This window comes from Allocoleopsis franciscana PCC 7113 (genome assembly GCF_000317515.1).
GTDB classification, from domain to species: domain Bacteria; phylum Cyanobacteriota; class Cyanobacteriia; order Cyanobacteriales; family Coleofasciculaceae; genus Allocoleopsis; species Allocoleopsis franciscana.
This window is the reverse complement of record NC_019738.1, coordinates 215,937-234,629: the sequence shown is the minus strand read 5'-3', so window position 1 is coordinate 234,629 and position 18,693 is coordinate 215,937. Positions and strand designations below refer to the sequence as shown.

Annotated in this window: 18 protein-coding genes, 1 tRNA gene and 1 pseudogene; 11 read left to right on the top strand and 9 right to left on the bottom strand. The window is 46.4% G+C overall.

From position 1 onward, the window contains the following. Nucleotides 1-144: 144 nt before the first annotated feature. Complete coding sequence (locus MIC7113_RS32910) at nucleotides 145-702, top strand: NYN domain-containing protein (RefSeq protein ID WP_015180307.1); 558 nt, start codon at nucleotides 145-147, stop codon at nucleotides 700-702. An 8-nt stretch (nucleotides 703-710) separates the two neighbouring features. Here the strand turns inward: MIC7113_RS32910 and MIC7113_RS35780 are convergent, their stop codons facing one another. The 3 genes from MIC7113_RS35780 to MIC7113_RS00995 are packed head-to-tail and all read right to left on the bottom strand — an operon-like array spanning nucleotide 711 to nucleotide 1,568. Continuing rightward, nucleotides 711-854 (bottom strand): hypothetical protein, encoded by a 144-nt coding sequence (locus tag MIC7113_RS35780; protein ID WP_155897893.1) that lies wholly within the window; start codon nucleotides 852-854, stop codon nucleotides 711-713. A 2-nt stretch (nucleotides 855-856) separates the two neighbouring features. Continuing rightward, the gene (locus MIC7113_RS01000) at nucleotides 857-1,186 is read right to left on the bottom strand and encodes a helix-turn-helix domain-containing protein (protein ID WP_015180306.1); all 330 of its coding nucleotides are present in this window, start codon (nucleotides 1,184-1,186) and stop codon (nucleotides 857-859) included. Next, nucleotides 1,170-1,568: a type II toxin-antitoxin system RelE/ParE family toxin gene (locus MIC7113_RS00995; protein WP_015180305.1), complete on the bottom strand. Its 399-nt coding sequence runs from the start codon at nucleotides 1,566-1,568 to the stop codon at nucleotides 1,170-1,172. Before MIC7113_RS00995 ends, MIC7113_RS01000 begins: the two co-directional genes overlap by 17 nt. Nucleotides 1,569-1,626: 58 nt before the next feature. Here MIC7113_RS00995 and MIC7113_RS35775 point away from each other — a divergent pair, with 58 nt between their 5' ends. Both MIC7113_RS35775 and MIC7113_RS00990 read left to right on the top strand, forming a co-directional pair. Then, nucleotides 1,627-1,797, top strand: a complete 171-nt coding sequence (locus MIC7113_RS35775) for a hypothetical protein (protein ID WP_155897892.1) — start codon at nucleotides 1,627-1,629, stop codon at nucleotides 1,795-1,797. A 39-nt stretch (nucleotides 1,798-1,836) separates the two neighbouring features. After that, nucleotides 1,837-2,685 carry a mechanosensitive ion channel family protein gene (locus tag MIC7113_RS00990; RefSeq protein WP_015180303.1) on the top strand — a complete coding sequence of 283 codons (849 nt, stop codon included), beginning with the start codon at nucleotides 1,837-1,839 and terminating at the stop codon, nucleotides 2,683-2,685. A 77-nt stretch (nucleotides 2,686-2,762) separates the two neighbouring features. Here the strand turns inward: MIC7113_RS00990 and MIC7113_RS00985 are convergent, their stop codons facing one another. Then, nucleotides 2,763-4,031 (bottom strand): glycosyltransferase family 4 protein, encoded by a 1,269-nt coding sequence (locus tag MIC7113_RS00985; RefSeq protein WP_041779844.1) that lies wholly within the window; start codon nucleotides 4,029-4,031, stop codon nucleotides 2,763-2,765. 611 nt (nucleotides 4,032-4,642) lie between these two features. Here MIC7113_RS00985 and MIC7113_RS00980 point away from each other — a divergent pair. From MIC7113_RS00980 to MIC7113_RS00955, 6 genes are all read left to right on the top strand, one after another. Then, nucleotides 4,643-4,734 (top strand) — tRNA-Ser (locus MIC7113_RS00980). 165 nt (nucleotides 4,735-4,899) lie between these two features. Further along, nucleotides 4,900-6,162 (top strand): branched-chain amino acid ABC transporter substrate-binding protein, encoded by a 1,263-nt coding sequence (locus MIC7113_RS00975; RefSeq protein WP_015180301.1) that lies wholly within the window; start codon nucleotides 4,900-4,902, stop codon nucleotides 6,160-6,162. Between the two features lie 327 nt (nucleotides 6,163-6,489). Further along, the gene (locus tag MIC7113_RS00970) at nucleotides 6,490-7,566 is read left to right on the top strand and encodes a branched-chain amino acid ABC transporter permease (protein WP_015180300.1); all 1,077 of its coding nucleotides are present in this window, start codon (nucleotides 6,490-6,492) and stop codon (nucleotides 7,564-7,566) included. 75 nt (nucleotides 7,567-7,641) lie between these two features. Then, nucleotides 7,642-9,204, top strand: a complete 1,563-nt coding sequence (locus MIC7113_RS00965) for a branched-chain amino acid ABC transporter permease (RefSeq protein ID WP_015180299.1) — start codon at nucleotides 7,642-7,644, stop codon at nucleotides 9,202-9,204. Continuing rightward, a complete protein-coding gene (locus MIC7113_RS00960; RefSeq protein WP_015180298.1) occupies nucleotides 9,204-9,992 on the top strand; it encodes an ABC transporter ATP-binding protein in 789 nt (262 codons plus the stop codon). The genes MIC7113_RS00965 and MIC7113_RS00960 overlap by 1 nt, the downstream gene beginning before the upstream one ends. Nucleotides 9,993-10,059: 67 nt before the next feature. Then, complete coding sequence (locus tag MIC7113_RS00955; protein WP_015180297.1) at nucleotides 10,060-10,767, top strand: ABC transporter ATP-binding protein; 708 nt, start codon at nucleotides 10,060-10,062, stop codon at nucleotides 10,765-10,767. A 68-nt stretch (nucleotides 10,768-10,835) separates the two neighbouring features. Here the strand turns inward: MIC7113_RS00955 and MIC7113_RS32905 are convergent, their stop codons facing one another. The 4 genes from MIC7113_RS32905 to MIC7113_RS37145 all read right to left on the bottom strand — a co-directional run bounded on the left by MIC7113_RS32905 (nucleotide 10,836) and on the right by MIC7113_RS37145 (nucleotide 14,835). Next, nucleotides 10,836-11,195, bottom strand: coding sequence for a hypothetical protein (locus MIC7113_RS32905; RefSeq protein WP_015180296.1), 360 nt, complete (start codon nucleotides 11,193-11,195; stop codon nucleotides 10,836-10,838). Nucleotides 11,196-11,650: 455 nt separating this feature from the next. Continuing rightward, nucleotides 11,651-12,679: a hypothetical protein gene (locus MIC7113_RS32900; RefSeq protein ID WP_015180295.1), complete on the bottom strand. Its 1,029-nt coding sequence runs from the start codon at nucleotides 12,677-12,679 to the stop codon at nucleotides 11,651-11,653. Nucleotides 12,680-13,013: 334 nt separating this feature from the next. Further along, complete coding sequence (locus MIC7113_RS00940) at nucleotides 13,014-14,153, bottom strand: hemolysin family protein (protein WP_015180294.1); 1,140 nt, start codon at nucleotides 14,151-14,153, stop codon at nucleotides 13,014-13,016. Nucleotides 14,154-14,694: 541 nt separating this feature from the next. Continuing rightward, nucleotides 14,695-14,835 carry a hypothetical protein gene (locus MIC7113_RS37145; protein ID WP_015180293.1) on the bottom strand — a complete coding sequence of 47 codons (141 nt, stop codon included), beginning with the start codon at nucleotides 14,833-14,835 and terminating at the stop codon, nucleotides 14,695-14,697. A 177-nt stretch (nucleotides 14,836-15,012) separates the two neighbouring features. Here MIC7113_RS37145 and MIC7113_RS39415 point away from each other — a divergent pair. Next, nucleotides 15,013-15,564 (top strand): annotated as a pseudogene (locus MIC7113_RS39415) (SGNH/GDSL hydrolase family protein); the annotation flags it as partial. A gap of 801 nt (nucleotides 15,565-16,365) precedes the next feature. Here the strand turns inward: MIC7113_RS39415 and MIC7113_RS00925 are convergent. Continuing rightward, nucleotides 16,366-17,442: a Gfo/Idh/MocA family protein gene (locus MIC7113_RS00925; protein WP_041780313.1), complete on the bottom strand. Its 1,077-nt coding sequence runs from the start codon at nucleotides 17,440-17,442 to the stop codon at nucleotides 16,366-16,368. A gap of 537 nt (nucleotides 17,443-17,979) precedes the next feature. Between MIC7113_RS00925 and queC the strand changes: the two genes are divergently transcribed. Then, nucleotides 17,980-18,675 (top strand): 7-cyano-7-deazaguanine synthase QueC, encoded by a 696-nt coding sequence (gene queC / locus MIC7113_RS00920; protein ID WP_015180290.1) that lies wholly within the window; start codon nucleotides 17,980-17,982, stop codon nucleotides 18,673-18,675. The last annotated feature ends 18 nt before the right edge of the window (nucleotides 18,676-18,693 follow it).

Sequence of the window (18,693 nt, the reverse complement as noted above, 5' to 3'; positions counted from 1 at the left end):
TTGGGCTGCTTTATATCTTGGTGTTGACACTGCCTCAAGGTTGTCTGCGAGGAATTGAAGGTAGTTGTGATTGAGATGGTCTTCAGATTAGAGCAGTCTAAGCTAGACTGTTTACTTTACACTGTATGGTGTTCGAGGTTAGGTATGGCTAGCAAAGTTGTCGTTGTCGTAGATAATTCAAACGTCTTTATTGAGGGACAGAAATTCAGTGCCAAGATGAAGGATATAGTCAAGCAAAACCCTAATGATAGAGACCCACAAGATCCTTCCTGGCGAATCGATTTTGGAAAGTTATTGCTAGCAGTTTCAAATGGCAGAACCGTTGAACGGGCTATTCTTGTAGGCTCAAGACCTCCACAAAACGATACTGTCTGGCAAGCTGCACAGAACCATGGCTTTTCAGTAACAGTGCATGACCGCAACTCAATGAATGAGGAGAAAGCCGTTGACACAGAACTTGTTGCTCAGACAACTGAAATTATTTGTACTACAACAGAGGTGATGGACTTAGCTATTCTATCTGGAGATAGGGACTTCATCCCGTTAGTAAGTGTTGCTCATCGACGGCATTGGATGGTTGAAATGTGGGCGTTCAAAAATGCTTACAACCCTGCTGGTCAGATGGCAATGGAGGTTGATTCCATCAAACCACTCGATGACATCTTCAATGAAATTAGCACATATGCGTATTCCTATCCTTAAATATCATCTTAGAAGCTAATCTTCATGTTGCCTAAGCTTTTTCCAATGAGATAGCCGTGAATGAGGCGTTGAGAATGCTCATCGAGGTTGCACAGCGCCAGCAACACACCAATGATGTGCAACAGATACAAAGGTAAGCTGTCAGCATCCAAGATCACGTAGCAACAACCCGTGTTCGAGCTTGTGAGCGAGATTTAGGTTTGGTTTTCACTACAATTTCCACATCTCGACCCAAAGCATTCAAGAAACGAAACAACCGTACAGTTGAAAAGCCTGATAACTTGCCGTTGATTAGAGCAGATACTTTTGGCTGGTCAATCCCTAAAAGCTCTGCGGCTTCAGCCTGCGTCATGCCTTGCTTAGTAATAATGCTGCTGATCTTACGTGCGAGTTCAGCTTTCACAAGCAATTCATCCGAATTTTCTAAACCCAAATCGGCAAACACATTACCGCTACTTGCTTGCACTCTAATTTCCTGAGTCATTTTCCTCTCCCTTTTGCTGCTTGTGATAGTTTTCTGCGTAATGCTCTTGTGCTCGTTTAAGTCTTGTTTCAATCAAATCAATATCCTGCTTTGGCGTAGCGATTCCTTGCTTTGATTTCTTTTGGAAGGCGTGCAACACATAAATTACGCCAGCAAGTTTCACCGTGTAAACAGTTCGGTAAGTATCTCCATCGAAGTCTTCCACAACTTCAAGCACCCTAGCACCCTTAAATCCCTTGAGTGGTTTAGCTGAAGGATGCTTCTCACCGCATTGAGCCAAGTACAAGGCATAGCCAACGACTTGCTGAACCTCCTCTGGAAAATCTTTCAAATCCTCAAGGGAGCTTCCAACCCATTCAACTGGTTTCAACAATGAACTCATCCCTTAAATATGCTAGAACTAGCATATTATTGTCAATCGAAGCAGCGCCTCTTGAGTGATGATGGAAGCGTTATCAAAAAAAAGACTCAGTGATTTAGGCGCAATTCCCTATGATAAGTCTGGCGATCCCATCGATTGGTTTTGGCGGATTGCTAGGCTCTACTACCAAGGTATGGCAACAATAACATTTAGGGTGAAGCACAATATTGATAATGCTGTGCCCGACTGAAAAGGGCGGAATTAATTATGGACAAACCCTAAGTTCCCTATGACAAGTTTGGCGTTTGATGTGACACCCGTGCTCAATCGGTTTGATATGGCATCGTGGTTTAACAAAAACTTGATCGATCTAGGCTTTCAGGTTGGCACAAAACTGCTGTGGGCGCTTGCCATTATCCTCATTACCCGCTATGCAATTGATCTGGTTGCTCGTTTCACGCGCCGAGCGTTCAATCCGGTTGAGCCAACCTTACGCAAGTTTCTGATTCAGGCATCAGAAATCCTCACCTTGGTGGTTGGCATTGTTGCGTTCTTGAGTGCGTTGGGGATTCAAGCCACCAGCTTGGTTGCTGTGGTGGGGGCTGCTGGTTTAGCGATCGGTTTAGCTTTGCAGAATACTTTGTCTCATTTTGCTGCTGGCGTGATGCTCCTGAACCAACGCCCCTTTGAAGTCGGTGATTTCATTGAAGGGCCACAGGGGGTCAAGGGTGTAGTGGATGCGATCGGTATTTTTTCAACCACGGTAGTTACGCCGGACAATATCAAGATTACAGTACCGAACAGCAATCTCTTTAGTGGTGTGTTGAAAAATACGACAGCCATGAGGACGCGGCGGGTAGATTTGAAAATTGATATTGGCGATCGCCCCATTGAACCCACTATTATTTTGCTGTTGTCCCTCGTACAACCCCATCCCCTGGTTTTAAGTAACCCAAAAACCACTTGCCATGTGGCATCTATTTCTCCGAGAGCCACCATCCTGTATTTGCGCCCTTGGTGTAGAGCGGAAGCCTATGAACAGGTACAATCAGAGATTCTTCAGTTAGTCAAAGAAGCACTGAACGAGACTAACTTGTCGTCGGCTGGAGAACGAGAACCGATTGATGACCCTTGGTAACCAATCAAAAAGCCTGCGGCTGAAAGAGTATAAGTCTTACAACCAGCAGGCTAGGGATCATCATTTGCTCAAGGTGTTTAAGCGCTAACTTGTTCCAATGCTTTCGCCGGCTTCTCTAATAACTTTGTGTAGAGTTCGCTTAGTTGATGCGCGACACCATCCCAGCTAAACTTCTCTTCAACACGCTTTCTCGCGCCTTGACCCAGTTGATTCCGCCATTCGGGGTTAGACAGAATGCGGTCAATTGCTGTGGCAAAGGCAACTTCATCTTTGGCGGGTGCCAAAAGACCGGTTTGTTCGGGAACCACAGTAAATTGTAAACCGCCGACATCGCTGGCAACAACGGGTGTGCCACAGGCCATTGCTTCAATTGCTACCAAACCAAAGGGTTCGTAATGGCTGGGCACTACACAGACATCAGCGGCGGTGTAGTATGCCGGGAGGATATCATCCCCGATACGTCCGGGGAAGATCGTGAAATCACTCATCCCAAGTTCAGCGACAATTTTTTCAATCCGCTCACGCTCTATGCCATCACTTTGACCAGGACGAGAGCCACCACCGATCACGAGCTTAATCTTCTCATGACCCCGCAACTTTGACTGACCCACGGCTCGCACTAGGGTTTCAATGCCCTTGCGCTCGTCAAAGCGTCCTACATAGAAGACCATTTTGGCGTCTGAGTCGATACCTAAGGCGGCACGCGCTGCTTCCTTACTCAAGGCACCAAAACGGTGAATGTCAGTACCACAGGGAATGATGTCAATATTGCCTTTCGTAGAAACGAGCGATCGCATGTGTTCGGTTTCCTGCGGACTCGTTGCCACAATTCGCTCGGCTGTCTCCAAAACCGCCTTTTCAAAGTTCAATCGGGTAGTGGCAATCATGGGGATCGTTGTCACCGACTTATATTTAACCGCACCCAACGAATGGTAGGTATGAACCTGCTTCACGGCTTGGCGCTTTTTCAGTTCCATTCCCACCCAGGCAGAAATCCAATAATTCGTGTGTACTAGCGAATACTTAATCCCAGACTGCTGTTGAAACTTAACGAGTTCCTCCACAAACGTGTTGGCATACCCAAAAATTTCGTCTCGCGGTACAAATTCCTCTGGACCTGCTGTTAAACGAATAGTCCGACAGCGCGGACTATGCTCAACGATTTTGGGTTGCTCTGCACTGGAGCAACGGGTAAACATATCAACATGCCATCCTTGGTTGGCAAGCGCTTCACCCACTTGGCGCACATAAACGTTCTGTCCCCCAGCCTCTTCTTTTCCGATTTCCACTGCTGGGTCACCGTGTACTGAGATCAGAGCAATGTGCTGTTTGCTTGTAATGTCCATAGGTTTGATTGGTTCTGGATTTTGACGAAGGTTTGAACGGATTAACGGTCTACTTCTTACCCACGTTTCCCTCATCACGAACTTTCTTCTATTTTATTTAAGAAATGTTAAGAGTCAAGGGTGGAGCTTTACCTCTCCTGATGGGTAGAGATGTCTGACTAACCGGAAAACGGCTGAGTCTAGGTAGTCACCTAACGCAAATCGCGATTTCTCCTCGTAGTATTTCTCCTCCAATTGCCAGGAAAGACAATTCTTTCCTTACGAAAGAGAGAACGCTCTCTTCTTCGCAAATCAGTATACCGTTGAGCGCCCAAAGTTGCAAAATGTAAAGTCAACAAAGCTGGATAACCAGGGTTTACGAAGCAAAAGAGGGGAAATTCCCTTTTTAGACACCAACCAAAGCCCAGCTTGAGTCGCCACGGCTACAGGGGAATTCTGTTAGGCTGACTAAAGGTGATTGAACGCTGTGCGAATAAAACCGAGTAAGAAGTGTTCGGCAGTAGTTGACCCATACCGCTAAGGTGCTACACTGATAAAGCGGTCAAAACGGAATGGCTATCCGATGAATATCAAATGTAGTCAAACCTTGACCAAACCGTAAAAACCCACCTGGAGAGGTGGCTGAGTGGTCGAAAGCGGCAGATTGCTAATCTGTTGTACGGCAGGTAACTCCGTACCGAGGGTTCGAATCCCTCCCTCTCCGTTAATCCATTAATAATTACCCTTCGTCACCCTATTAAGGCTGGGCAGTAACTGGATTGGCGTTTCAAAAACCGTTACCAATCATCGGTCTAGAGGAAGATGCGCTTAAGATGTAGATTTATTCAATTGTGATCTACTGGTGACAGTAAAGGAGAGAAACATTCAAATGAGTAAACTCGCCTTAGTTCATAGCCTCAAACCCCGTTCAGCAATGGCTCTAGCCCTCACAACCCTGGCGACAGGCGTGCTCGCGGCAGCTTGTACGGGTAACCAAGGAGGAACCACCGCTGATGGAAACACAGTCAAAATTGTTTCCAGTCTGCCCATGACAGGAAGTGGCATAGGTCAGAATCAAACCATTGTGAATGGGATCAAGCAAGTTCTTGATGAAACCAACTCAACGGCTTGTGATGGCAAGGTCAAGATTACTTATGAAAGCTATGACGATGCTACGGCTGCCGCTGGCAAATGGGACCCCGCACAGGTTACCTCAAACGCCAACAAAGCGGTTGCCGATAAATCCGTAGTTGCGGTGATTGGTCACTTTAACTCCGGTGCGGCTAAGCTATCTATTCCCATTCTCAACAAGTCCAACTTAGTCATGGTTAGTCCTGCCAATACTTATCCTGGCTTGACTAAACCTGGAAAGGGCGAGGCCAATGAGCCTAATATTTATTATCCCAATGGCAAGCGGAACTATGCGCGTGTGGTTCCGGCTGATGATCTTCAGGGGGTTGCAGGGGCTAAATGGGCTAAATCCCTAGGAGCCAAAAAAGTTTTTATTCTCGATGATCAAGAACTTTACGGCAAAGGGCTAGCTGATATTTTTGAAGCGACCGCCAAAAAGGAAGGGTTGCAAGTTTTAGGACACGAAGGAATCGACGCCAAAGCCAGTGACTATAAAGCCTTGATGACCAAAATCAAAGCCCTCGGACCCGACCTCATCTATTTTGGGGGCACAACTCAAACCAACGCTGGACAGTTAATTAAGGATATGCGTAACGTTGGGATGAGTGGGGATAAGGTCAAATTCATGGGGCCGGATGGCATCTTTGAAAAGGCGTTAATTGATGCAGCCGGTAAAGATGCCGAAGGTGTTTATGCCACCTTTGGCGGCGTGCCAGCCAAAGAGCTAAAAGGGACAGGCCAAAAGTGGTATGAGAGCTACAAGAAAAAATACGCGGCAGAACCCGAAGCCTATGCGGCTTATGGCTATGAATCTGCCAAGGTGATTGTAGATGCCATTAACAAAGTCTGCAAAAATGACCGCGATGCCATTCGGGAAGCTGTCCTGAATACCAAAGATTTTAATGGGGTACTCGGAACTTGGAGTTTTGACCCAAATGGCGACACAACCCTCACCACTTTATCAGGGAATGTTGTCAAAAATGGCAAGTGGGAGTTTGTGAGTGTACTCAAAGCGCAGTAAGTGGCACAGCTAGCTCACTTTACCGAGTCGTTAGTCCTGAGTTGAGGGTCAATTTCCCTCGACTGACTAAGGACTGATCGCGATGGATGAACCGTATTCACCCATAAGCACCTTACGGCATAACCGCTCGCGAAGCGGTAGCGAGTCCATGAGCATCTGATACCAAATCTTCCTTGATAGCTGCCTTCTGCCTTCTGCCTTCTGCCTTCTGCCTTCTGCCTCCTGCCTCCTGCCTTGTCTCCACCAACAAAGGGGTAGTTTACCCGGATTTGGTAAGAGCTTCGCTCTATAATCTATACGCACTATAGCAACCTCTAACCAACCGTTATGAAACGATGGCGCAAACCCCTTCTATACCTTGTTGTCGCCTACCTGATCCTCTTGTTAGGTCCCATTGCCGGGTTTGACTTGCCCCGAATTATGGGGGATATCGCTCGTGACCCTCAAGTTTTGATCCAACAAATCTTGGTGGGTCTCGTTAACGGTGGAATCATTGCCATTATTGCGCTGGGTTACACGTTGGTTTACGGCATTATTGAGCTAATTAATTTTGCTCACGGGGACTTATATATGTTGGGTGCATTTGCCTCCCTCACAGTTATTGGTGCCTTTGGCGTTACAGATGGTGTATCTCTACAAGTGGCTATCCCGGCGATGTTCGTAGCCTTAATCATCGCGACTGTTTTTTGTGCGGGTCTAAACATTATTACGGAACGATATGCCTATAGACCGTTGCGGAATGCACCCCGGCTTGCACCGTTGATCTCAGCCATTGGAATGTCGTTTATTTTTCAAAACACAGGATTGTTTTGGGGTGGACTCAAATCGTTTATCCCAGTTATGGGGGCTAATGCGGCCGCACCTAAAAGCTTTCCTGATTTATTGCCCCGAATTGATATTCTCAAGGCTATGGGCATTGAGTCCCGTATCGTCTTTACCACTAAAGACTTAATTGTGTTGATTGTTGCTGTTGCTTTAATGGTGGGGCTACATCTGTTTGTGCAGTACACCCGTTTGGGTAAAGCGATGCGGGCAACGGCTCAGAATCGGGATGCAGCGCTGATTATGGGGATCGATGTGGATCGGATTATTGCGTTGACCTTTTTGATTGGTGGGGCATTGGCGGGAGCAGCAGGGCTGCTGGTTGGACTCTACAACAACACCATTGTGTTTACGATGGGCTTTACGGCAGGATTACGCGCTTTTACCGCTGCTGTGTTAGGTGGAATTGGCAACATTATTGGTGCCATGTTAGGTGGGGTGTTAATTGGGTTGCTTTCTGCATTAAGTGACCAATATCTCTCTAGCCGTTGGACGAATGCTTGGGTATTCGCTGTTTTGGTGATTATTTTGGCCTTCCGACCAGGGGGTTTATTGGGAGAGAATGTTCAGGAAAAGGTATGAAATTTGGGTAATGGCTCATAAGTAATACATAAAAAGTAATTACCAATTACCAATTACCAATTACCCATAAGGGATATGACACAGCAGATTATTAAGGCAATTAAATCAAGTGGTATTTTAGGAACGATCGCAGCTCTCACTGTCTTGCTATTTGGTGGTTGGAGTGGTGCGGTAATCGGTTGGTTGCTGGGTTCGGCAGCGGGCTTTATGCGCTGTCAGGGCAGGAGAATTATCACACCGCAAGAGGGCGCGAAACTCGGCGCGATCGCAGGACTTGTATTGGGAATTTGGTTGTTAATTGCTAGCTTGTTACAAGCACTGTTCGCACCCGTTTTAGGACAACCAATAGTCAGCTTATCGGACAGTTTACAGTATGGGATCTTGGCGTTGGTTGTTGCGGCTTTAGCCGGAGGAGTCATGGGAGCCTTACAAGGTTTACCTATTGGACGCAGGAGAACTGCAACGCTGGTAACCCTAGCCTTTATTTTGATTCTCTTTCCTTTTGTTGATCAATTGGCTCAAACCAACTGGATCGCCATCATCATCCAAATCCAAATCTTTATCATGCTCGCCTTAGGACTTAATATTACAGTGGGCTATGCAGGGTTACTGGATTTGGGCTATGCGGCCTTCTTTGCGATCGGGGCTTATACCACGGGCTTATTATCGTCTCCCCAACTCAATATTGCTTGGAATTTCTGGTTTGTACTGCCCATTGCTGCATTGGTCGCCGCAATTTTTGGCGTGATTTTGGGGTCGCCAACCTTACGTCTACGGGGGGATTACTTAGCCATTGTAACCCTCGGTTTTGGGGAAATTGTTCCTGTTATCTTTCGTAATTTAACGGATGTCAGAATTGAGGAACCCATCTCTAAAATTGTGGGTAGCTTAGCAGGTCGTCCAGAGTGGGCGATTTGTTTAGTCGGATGCGATCGCCCCCTTAACCTAACAGGAGGTGAAGCTGGAATTAATCCGATTGGTCGCCCTACTCTCCCGTTCATCGGCACCTTTGACGCTAGCGACTATCTGCCCTGGTACTACTTAATTCTTTTGCTGGTTGTATTCTCCTATTTCATGATTAGTCGTCTGAAAGATTCTCGCTTGGGACGAGCATGGACGGCAATCCGTGAAGATGAACTCGCGGCTAGCGCGATGGGAATTAATTTAGTCAAAACGAAACTATTAGCCTTTGCCATGGGGGCAACCTTTTCCGGATTTGCAGGTGCATTTTATGCCGCTAATATCAGCGCCATCTTTCCCAGCGTGTTCGATTTTTCCGTTTCCGTCATCATCTTATGTATGGTGATTTTGGGTGGCTTAGGTAATATGACTGGGGTCATCCTGGGGGGAATTATTATCATGTCGGCGGATAGACTCTATCTTCCTCGACTGGCGCAAGTTTTGAATAGTTTCCTGAATACTTCCGTATTACCTAATATTGGGAGTCCACCATTGAGAGACTTTATTGCCACCAGTATTGACCCACTTCAGATGCGCCTGTTTCTGTTTGGTTTAACCTTAGTCATTATGATGATCGTCCGTCCAGAGGGACTAGTGCCAGATGCCCTACATCGTGCCGAACTGCACTCTCAGGATGATGCGATGAAAGAGTCTTTAGCAGAGGCAAGGAGTCAATAATGTCACTACTGGAAGCCCGTCAACTGACCATGCGTTTCGGGGGACTGACCGCCGTTAAACAGGTTGATTTTACGATTGAAAGAGGTATTATTGCGAGTCTAATTGGCCCAAACGGAGCAGGCAAAACGACCTTTTTTAATATGCTCACGGGGATTTATGTCCCTACATCGGGTCAATTACGGCTGGAGAATCAAGAGATTACTGGGGCAAAACCTGATAAGCTCACAAGTCTGGGAATTGCTCGGACGTTCCAGAATATTCGCCTATTTAATAACATGTCGGTGTTAGAAAATGTCTTAGTGGGTAGACATAGCCGTCTTAAAACGGGTTTAGTCGGTGCCTTACTTCGTCCCCCCAAGGTGCGTCTGGAGGAGCGTCAAGCGAGGCAAAAAGCACTGGCTATGCTTGATTTTGTGGGTTTAGGTGCCTCCAAAGGGCCAGAGTTAGCCAAAAACCTCTCCTATGGTGATCAGCGTCGCTTGGAAATTGCCAGAGCGCTAGCCTCTGAACCTAAGATACTCCTATTAGATGAGCCAACGGCTGGAATGAACCCCAACGAAACGGCTGATTTAACTCGTTTTATCCATCGCATCCGGGATGAATTAAATTTGAGCATCTTGCTCATTGAACATGATATGAAGGTGGTGATGGGCATTAGCGACAGGGTTAGTGTGATGGAGTATGGTACTAAAATTGCTGAAGGCACTCCCGCTGAAGTTCAATCTGATCCTCGTGTCATTGAAGCTTATTTAGGTAAAGAAGAAGAAGATCCAATGGCTAATCGTTAATGGGAATCAAAAAATATTATCAATCTTTTGCAATAACCAATGCTCAATTAGCTATTAGCCCTTAAAAATGCTGGAAATCAAAGACCTTCACACTTATTATGGTAACATTCATGCCCTCAAGGGAATTTCTTTAGAGGTTGAACAGGGTGAAGTTGTTAGTTTAATTGGCAGTAATGGTGCAGGTAAAACCACCACACTTCGCACAATTCAAGGCTTATTAAAACCTCGTCAGGGCAAAATCCTATTTGAAGGAAATTCTTTAGAGTCATTATCGGCACAAGCGATTGTCCGTTTAGGCATTTCTCAAAGTCCTGAAGGTCGTCTCATTTTCCCCCGGATGACGGTGCAAGAAAATCTCGAAATGGGGGCTTTTTCGCGCCGGGATGCTGTTGGAATTAAGTCCGATCTGGAAAAAGCATTACATCTTTTTCCGCGCCTGAGAGAGCGAATTAATCAAAAAGGGGGAACGTTGAGTGGTGGCGAACAACAAATGCTAGCGATCGCACGAGCTATGATGGCACGACCCCGCTTATTATTGTTAGATGAGCCAAGTATGGGTTTAGCCCCTATGCTGGTTAGCCAAATTTTTTCGATTATTCGGGATATTAACATCCAAGGAACTACAATTTTATTAGTCGAACAAAATGCTCGTATGGCTTTGACTGTATCCCATCGAGGTTATGTCCTACAAACGGGTGAGATTGTACTCACCGGCACAGCGAAAGACTTACAATCAAATGAGACAGTTCGCAAGGCATATTTAGGCGAAACTTAAAATTGGCTGTTCAGATTTTACTTTGTTGGCAAGTAAAGCAAAACTTCCATACCTCAAACAAGTATCTCTCAAAAACCCATACTCATCCAACTAATTTCTAAAACCAATGGCTTGCCACCTAAAGCGGATAAGATAGCCAAGCCTTGATTGGCATCCAGTAGTATTTGTTCTCCAGAGGTCAAAATAATATCTTCTCCAGCAACGGTTAGCCAAGCACTACCTGACAATACATGGAGTTGTTGGCAGACTGAAGGAATCCGAAATAGTTTACCCGTTTCGAGGGTATATTGAGCAGAAACAAAAGACTTTAGATTGCCCTGAATTAGATTAGTAAAATCTCTAAATCGATTTGAGCAAAAGCCGAAAGACCCTAAAAGGGGTGATAAAAAGAAAATCTTGGCAACCCGATAACTCATACCTAAACGCATGAGCTTTAACCTCTCTTCAATTTTCAGATGATGTTTTTACTGTATTGATTCTCTCGGTGAGAATCTAATCATAGATTGCATGACAACTATGAACAAAATAGATACCGACTTTCTGTCTAGTGCAGCGCGGCGAAAATACCCCACTAGTCCAAAAAGGTTAAAAAGCTTACTGTACAAACGTTCTTACCTTCTGCCTTTTTTCTACTCCTACGGAGAACGCTACGCGAACTGCCTTCTTGCACTAGTGCGGTCGTGAAGTACACAAGGCTAATGAATTTGTATATATACTGTCTGCTAAAAGCAGCAACCTGAAAAGGCACAGTCTTGTGATATTTGACTAGAATAGTCCCTAAATTTTTGATGGAAACCGACTATAGATAAAGCCCCCTAGGAAAAATAATTTCATCTAGAGGGCGGGCTGTTAAGTTAAGAACCTAGAGGTTTATAACCGAACGTTAGAAACCAGAGAACTGATAGCCGACGCCGATGGCAATTCCAATAGAGGTTGTGTCTCCAAAGAAACCCGCATTAACCGTGGCATTGGCAACAAATTGTCTAGATAGAGGGACATCCGCGCCACCTGTGAGCAAGAAACCCACAGTGTTATCATCCGATGTAGAAAAGGCAACACCCCCACCCACAAACGGAGCGAACGGAATTGGCTCAAAGGGATCGGCGGACTGAAGAAAGAAATCGTAAGTAAGCGGGAGCAGAAAATCGGTACTCTCTCCAATGATGACGGAAGGTCGAAAGGAAATGGCACGAGTCAAACCAATTTTACTGTTAATTAAAAAGCCACCCTGACCTATCCCAGTACCACCACTCAAACCGAGATTGCCACCAATCCCAACGTAGCTCCGACCCCCACGAGTAGCTCGACCCGGATCAACATTTTCCAGGTCTTGAGCTACAGTCATATCTGCCTGCTCAGGGGCTACCTCAGTCTGGGGAACCGTCTCTGGCTGCGCGGTGAGATGGGTTGCAGAGGTCGAGACGGTTCCGGGCATCAGGCTGCTTTCACTCACGCCTACCGTTGCCTCCGGTGCCGCTTGCAGGTCGCCATCTATCGCTGCGGCTTGTAGTTTTTGAGCTTCAGCTAGGTCAGAAGTGGAGTCTGAGACGTTGGCTTGTGGGCGATTAGGCTCAACGACCATTTGTTCTGGGATTGCTACGGAAGTAGGATTAGTCGCGAGTGGGTCAATCGTTGTAGCCGATGTCTGGGCAGGCTCAACCGTCTGCATCGGTGCATAAGCGGGTACCGCAGGCTCCACAGGAGGAGTGGAATCAGCTAGCAGTGGATTAACAGTAGCCATGGGTGTCACAGTAGGCGCATCGACTTGCATCGGTGCATCAGTCGGTGCGGAACGCCCTAAGGATAAATCAGTGCTAGGTGTTTGCGCCCTAGCAGCCCCGGTGCTGCTGACAACGGTTAACGCTGTCATACCGAGTAGGAAGGAAACGAGTTTAAAAGAGATACTGTTCACGGTCACCCCTCGACAATGATGTCAGAAACGGCAAGAAACTCAACTTATTCGTCAATTTTCTCGGATTATAGTCTTGAGATCACTAAAATCCCTGAGGTCAATTTAAAAGATTCTACGATTTAACGCTACCTACTCTGGAAGAGATTTAACAAAAAGATCTTCCATCCATGGGAGGATTTTAGAGTATGCCCTACGCTTGACTGTATGTGTTCTGCGGCAAGCGTGGGAATAAGCGAGGTAGAGGTAAAAGATTACACGACTTGTAGGGTGCGTCGCCACGCATATTATTCCTAATCCCCATCAGCCATCTCATCTTGTACAAAGAATCACACCTTCAGACTCCCCCTCTTCGCATTACCTTATTAGAAGCACTACTATTTCTAACCCTTGCTGCCCGACTGGGGAAGTCGCTTTCATCATAAATTTCGCCGACCAATTCTTCTAAAATATCTTCCAATGTCACCAATCCTACGGTGCCACCATATTCATCAACGACAATGGCAATATGTAGCCTTTGTTGCAGCATTTCTTTGAGAAGATTAGCGACCCGTTTTGTATCCGGAACATAGACGGGCGGGTCCATTGCCTCTGTGACTAAGACCGGACTACGACCTTCTTTTTGAGCTAATGTTAACTGCTGGAGTGCCCGCTTCAGGTGAACAATTCCTACGATTTGGTCTTTTGACTCTTCTTGAACGGGAATCCGGGAATATCCTGTCTCCAAGCAGAAATTTACGAGATTCTGCAAGGTTTCCTCATGGGAAATCGTTCGCATCTCAATCCGGGGCTTAACTAAATCCCGAACATTGAGGCTATCTAACATTAAAGCTTTGGAGAGCAGTTGGTGTTTATCCAAATCGAGTTTTCCTTTACCCCCCAACACCTCAATTAGTAACTTGAGGTCTTTTAAGGATTCACCTTCCTGAACCACTCCCCCTTGAAAAAATCGAATCGCTGTTTGAACGATTTTTTCCATCAAATAGATGATCCCAAAACAGTCTAAAATCCTAGACAGCCAATAGATCGGACGTACTATTAATCTAAAAACTGGCAGTACATTGTTGATTGCCAAAGATTTGGGGGTAATCTCGCCAAAAATCAATACTAGAATTGTGACAACGGCAGTAGCAACGCCCAGACCGGCACTGCCTAGCCAAAGCGCAAAAAGGTTACTGGTAAGGATGGCTGAAAAATTATTGACCAGGTTGTTGCCGACTAAAAGTGTGGTGATAAACCGAGACCGCTTCTCTAAAACCAGCCGAAATATTCCACTGGGGTCACCTTGGTCTTTAATCAGTGACCTGAGTTTGAGGTTATCGAGTGCCGTAATGGCAGTCTCTGAGCCGGAAAAGGTAGCTGATAGTACCAGCATCAAGACTAGTACAGTAATATCAAGCCCAACATTTCCCAAAAGGGGACCGAGTTCAGAGGCAGCAAGAAAATACAATGGAAAGGGTACTGACAAAAAAATCACGCTTAGAGCGCAGTGTTTTTAACTGCAAAATTTATGAAAAGAAATTTTTACCAGATTTAGCTGGTAAGGGAAAATCCAAATAGAATGCTTAAAATTCTACTTTAGCGTTAAAGCACTGAAGCGATCGGTTTAAAGCAGAAGTTAGTAGATCTCGTAACGCCGTTACCACTAACACGACGATCATTCGCCCCTAACTCAATACTCTCGCCTCCAGCGCGGTTCTATTTAGGGCGATTGTTGCAACAGACATGTTTATTTGTACAGAATTCATCAGGTAACAGGCCGTGAATTCCATTGTGCAGGAGCAAATTTCTGAAACTCTTGTGGGATAAACGAGAAAATCCGTCCGTGAAATGCAATTTGCATGTACCATAGCTGAACTTTGACCTTTGCTAGACGCGATCGCAAGACGGTGGTTTAAACCAATTGAGTTTGAGCCACTCGCTCACTCTCGCTGTCTAGGCAGGCGGAAGTGACCGCTGAGGTACTGGCGAAGCTAGCCCCTCAAACGACCCGTAAGGAAAGCTCCAACACTCATCAATTAGCCCACTGTGTAGGCACTTTGAAGTGCCCACCAAAGAAGCAAGCCAATACTGCCCAAAACCAGTACCGCCGAAATCGCGATCGCCTTCGGGCTATCAGCTCCCTTAAATTTCATGATTCCACGATTTAGGTCTGACATATTGCTTTGGCTCCTATCTTTAAAATTTAAGGCATGTAACAACTCGAATATATCCTGGTCTAGATTATCGATCAAAGGAGGATAAATCCATACTTTATGGGAGCGATTGAGAAGCGATAGAGGTGAGGCGTGAACATCTTACTGGTGAGTTTGCTCGTGTGGGTTGGGTTATTACTGATGCTAGAAGCGGGATTGCGGTGGCTTTTTGGCTTCGGCAATCCCCTGCTTTATTTAGCCGATCCGGAAATGGGGTATTTGCTAGCCCCAAACCAACGCACGAAGCGATTTGGCAAGCGTATTGCCATTAACGAGTATTCCATGCGAAGTCCGACCATTACCAGGACGCGACCCCCCTCAACACTGCGGGTTTTATTACTGGGAGATTCCGTTGCGAATGGGGCGTGGTGGACTGACCAAGATCGAACCCTTTCCGCACTGATGACGCTTCACCTCAAACTTTCAATTCCCGAAGCTTTAGGCGAAAATCTGAACCGACAAACGCCATTTGCACAAGTAGAAGTTCTCAATGCCTCGGCTAACTCTTGGGGGCCTCGTAATGAGTTAGCGTATTTACAACGTTTTGGAACCTTTGAGGCTCAGGCGATCGTATTGTTGCTCAATACCGATGATTTGTTTGCCGCCGCACCAACTTCCCAAGCGGTAGGACACGCTCTCAATTATCCGAACCGCAAACCCCCGTGTGCTTTGGCTGAAGTGTACACTCGTTACCTGTCACCGCAGCTATCGCGCATCGGAATGAAGGCTGTTAACCCAAAACTTGAGGAATTGAGAGCTCAAGAAAGCGGAGAATTGGCGCTGATGCCTCTACTACCCCCTACTTCCTTGGACAATACCCCATCCGTTGCGAACGAGCAGCTTGACACCTGCCAAAAAGGCTCTGACACCAACGGAGCTATTGATTGGAAGCCACAGGTTTCACCAGGCATAACACCCCTTTCTGGCTTAGCGCAGCCGCCCACAGAAGCCTCAAAGAACAATCCCTTGGATAGCAATTTGGATGCCATTCGTCAAATTCAGTCCTTTGCCACACGTGCTGGTGCTGAGTTTATCCTCGCTATGACACCTCTATTGCGAGAATTGGGTGAACCTGGACCGCTTGACTACGAGCTGAAAGCACGCGCTCGTCTCACTCAGCTAACCCAAGATGAATTCATTCACTATCTAGATTTTTTGCCTTTGTTCAACCACTGGGATACGCCTCAGAGGTTATACCGTGACCACATACACCTGAGTCCTCTAGGAAATGAGAGAGTGAGTGAAGCGATCTCGCGATCGCTTCAGCAAGTGTTGCGAGAATCAGCCAAGTTCACGGCTGGGGAAGAGGGAATGAGTCAGTCTTAAACATAAGCCTCATCGCTCCTAGTGCAGCATGGCAAAAATAACTGACCAGCTAAAATCTCCCCTGCTCCCCCGCTCCCCTGCTTGTACAGAGGTGGTCAGAAACTTTTGCCGGGATGCACTAGTCCCTGGTTGTAGCCCCAAGTCAAACCTCAAGGCTACTCATAGGGGTTAATAGGTGACAACTGACACAGGGCGAACATGCAGATCGCGGCGATCATAGTCCAAGGGCTGCCAAACTTGACCGTCCAGAGCGATTTGCTCAATCAGACTCGCCAAGCGGAGAGCCTTTAGTGCCTGTTCACCCCCGACAGAAGGTTGATTTCCGCCTCGCACACAGCCTACAAAGTGTTCTAACTCGGCGCAGAGTTTGTCAATGTTGCTGGTGTAAACCTTCTCAATCAACCCATCTTGGCGATAAAGCACCTGACCATAATCTGTCATGCAATTTGCTGTCGTTTGCCGATGAATCAAAATCTCATTGTTGAGAAAATCAGCTTCCGTCAGCGAGTTTTTGCAATGAGCCGCAATTCGCCGAATTTTGCGGTGTGTCACTTTGCTCGCGGTTAAGGTCGCCACAATTCCATTGGCAAAACCCAAGGTAGCCGTCACATAGTCTAAATAGCCAGAATTGTCGGCACGGCTGCCACTGGCTGTCAACTTCACCACAGGCGCGGCTGCAAGTTCTAACAGCAGGTCAATGTCATGAATCATCAGATCCAGGACAACGGAGACATCATTGGCTCTATCCGAATAGGGACTCATCCGGTGAGCTTCAAGAGCGAGTAACTCTTCTGTCTTCAAAACTTTGCCCAGTTCCTGAAAAGCGGGGTTAAAGCGTTCAATGTGCCCAACTTGCAGGATGGATTGAGATTCGGCTGCGGCATTCACCAAAGACTCGGCTTCGGCAATACTGGCAGCGATCGGTTTTTCTACTAAGACATGAACCCCCGCTTGCAGACAAGTTATCCCAACTTGGTGATGCAACTTTGTGGGAACGGCAACACAGACGGCATCTACATACGGTAGAAGGTCTCGATAATCCTCAAAAAAACGGACACGGTATTTACTTGCCATGTCCAAACCACGTTCGACATTAATGTCTGCCACCCCTACAAGTTCTACGTCTTTGAGAAAACTTACAACGCGGGCATGATGTTGTCCCATATTGCCAACGCCGATAACGCCAATTTTAATTGGCTGCGGCAGGCTGCGCTGCACATGGGCATCCAGATGTCTTTGGCACATTCTATCTTGCACTCTTGTCTGCTCCTCCACCACGGGAACTAAGTCGATTTGCTTATTCTGAGCCGCCTTAAACCATCCAGATAGTACCACAGCCCCTCTAAGTGTGAAGAATTCCAAAGTTTTGCCTAGATCCCTCAAAATTTCAGGAGGTCTTTGGGGCGGTCATTTTCTTTTCATTGTGGTTTTACTACTTCTAGAGCGTCGGATAGATGTGTCAGTTTCTGGGTTGTCCATTAAGGCTACGATTTCCAGTACTTTTGGACTACTTCAACTCCCCTGTCATCTCACAACGCAGTTTTACAGCCATTCACACGGCTGATTGAAAAACCGCGATTCCTTGTTCGGTCTGTGCGTCCATGAGACGGAAATATAGCACAAGACAAGAAGACACCGGCTCTCTCCTGTGAGGAGGCAGAGGGCAGCAGGTTTATTACTGGTATGTGGTCATTTCAAATGTAATAATGATTAACTTGTTGGCTAGTTAGCCTCGAAGATATAGCCTAAAACCTAGTAGCTCATGAATGAAGGAATTAGATTTTGAAAGCCGTTATTTTGTTATCTGGAGGATTAGACTCTTCGACAACTCTCTATCAAGCCAAGGCAGATGGTTATGAATGCTATGCCATTTCCTTTGACTATCAACAGCGCCACCGGCGAGAACTCGAATATGCTAAAGCGATCGCAGGTTGTGCGCGTGTAAAGGAGCATCAAATCGTCAGTTTTGATTTGCGACAGTGGGGCGGTTCTGCGTTAACAGATAATGACCTAGATTTACCCGAAGAACGTACCTTGGATGAGATGTCTCAAAACATCCCAATTACCTATGTACCGGCTCGGAATACAATTTTTTTGAGCTTTGGTTTATCTTATGCGGAAGCGATCGATGCTCAAAGAGTTTATGTCGGAGTCAATGCGTTGGATTATTCCGGTTATCCCGATTGCCGTCCGGACTATATCCAAGCCATGCAAAAAGTTTTTGATTTAGGTACAAAGCAAGGTCGGGAGGGAACCGCTATTGAGATTGCGACGCCTCTGATTGACCTGAAAAAAACTGAGATAATTCAGCTAGGTAATCAGCTCGGTGTCCCTTGGGAACACACTTGGTCTTGCTATGCTGGTGGTGATTTGGCTTGTGGTGTTTGTGATTCCTGCCGTTTGCGGCTGGCGGCTTTTGCTGAATTGGGATTGCAAGACCCGCTCCCTTATTCAGTGAGAAGCAAAGAACTAAACTGATGAATCATTAAGTCTGGA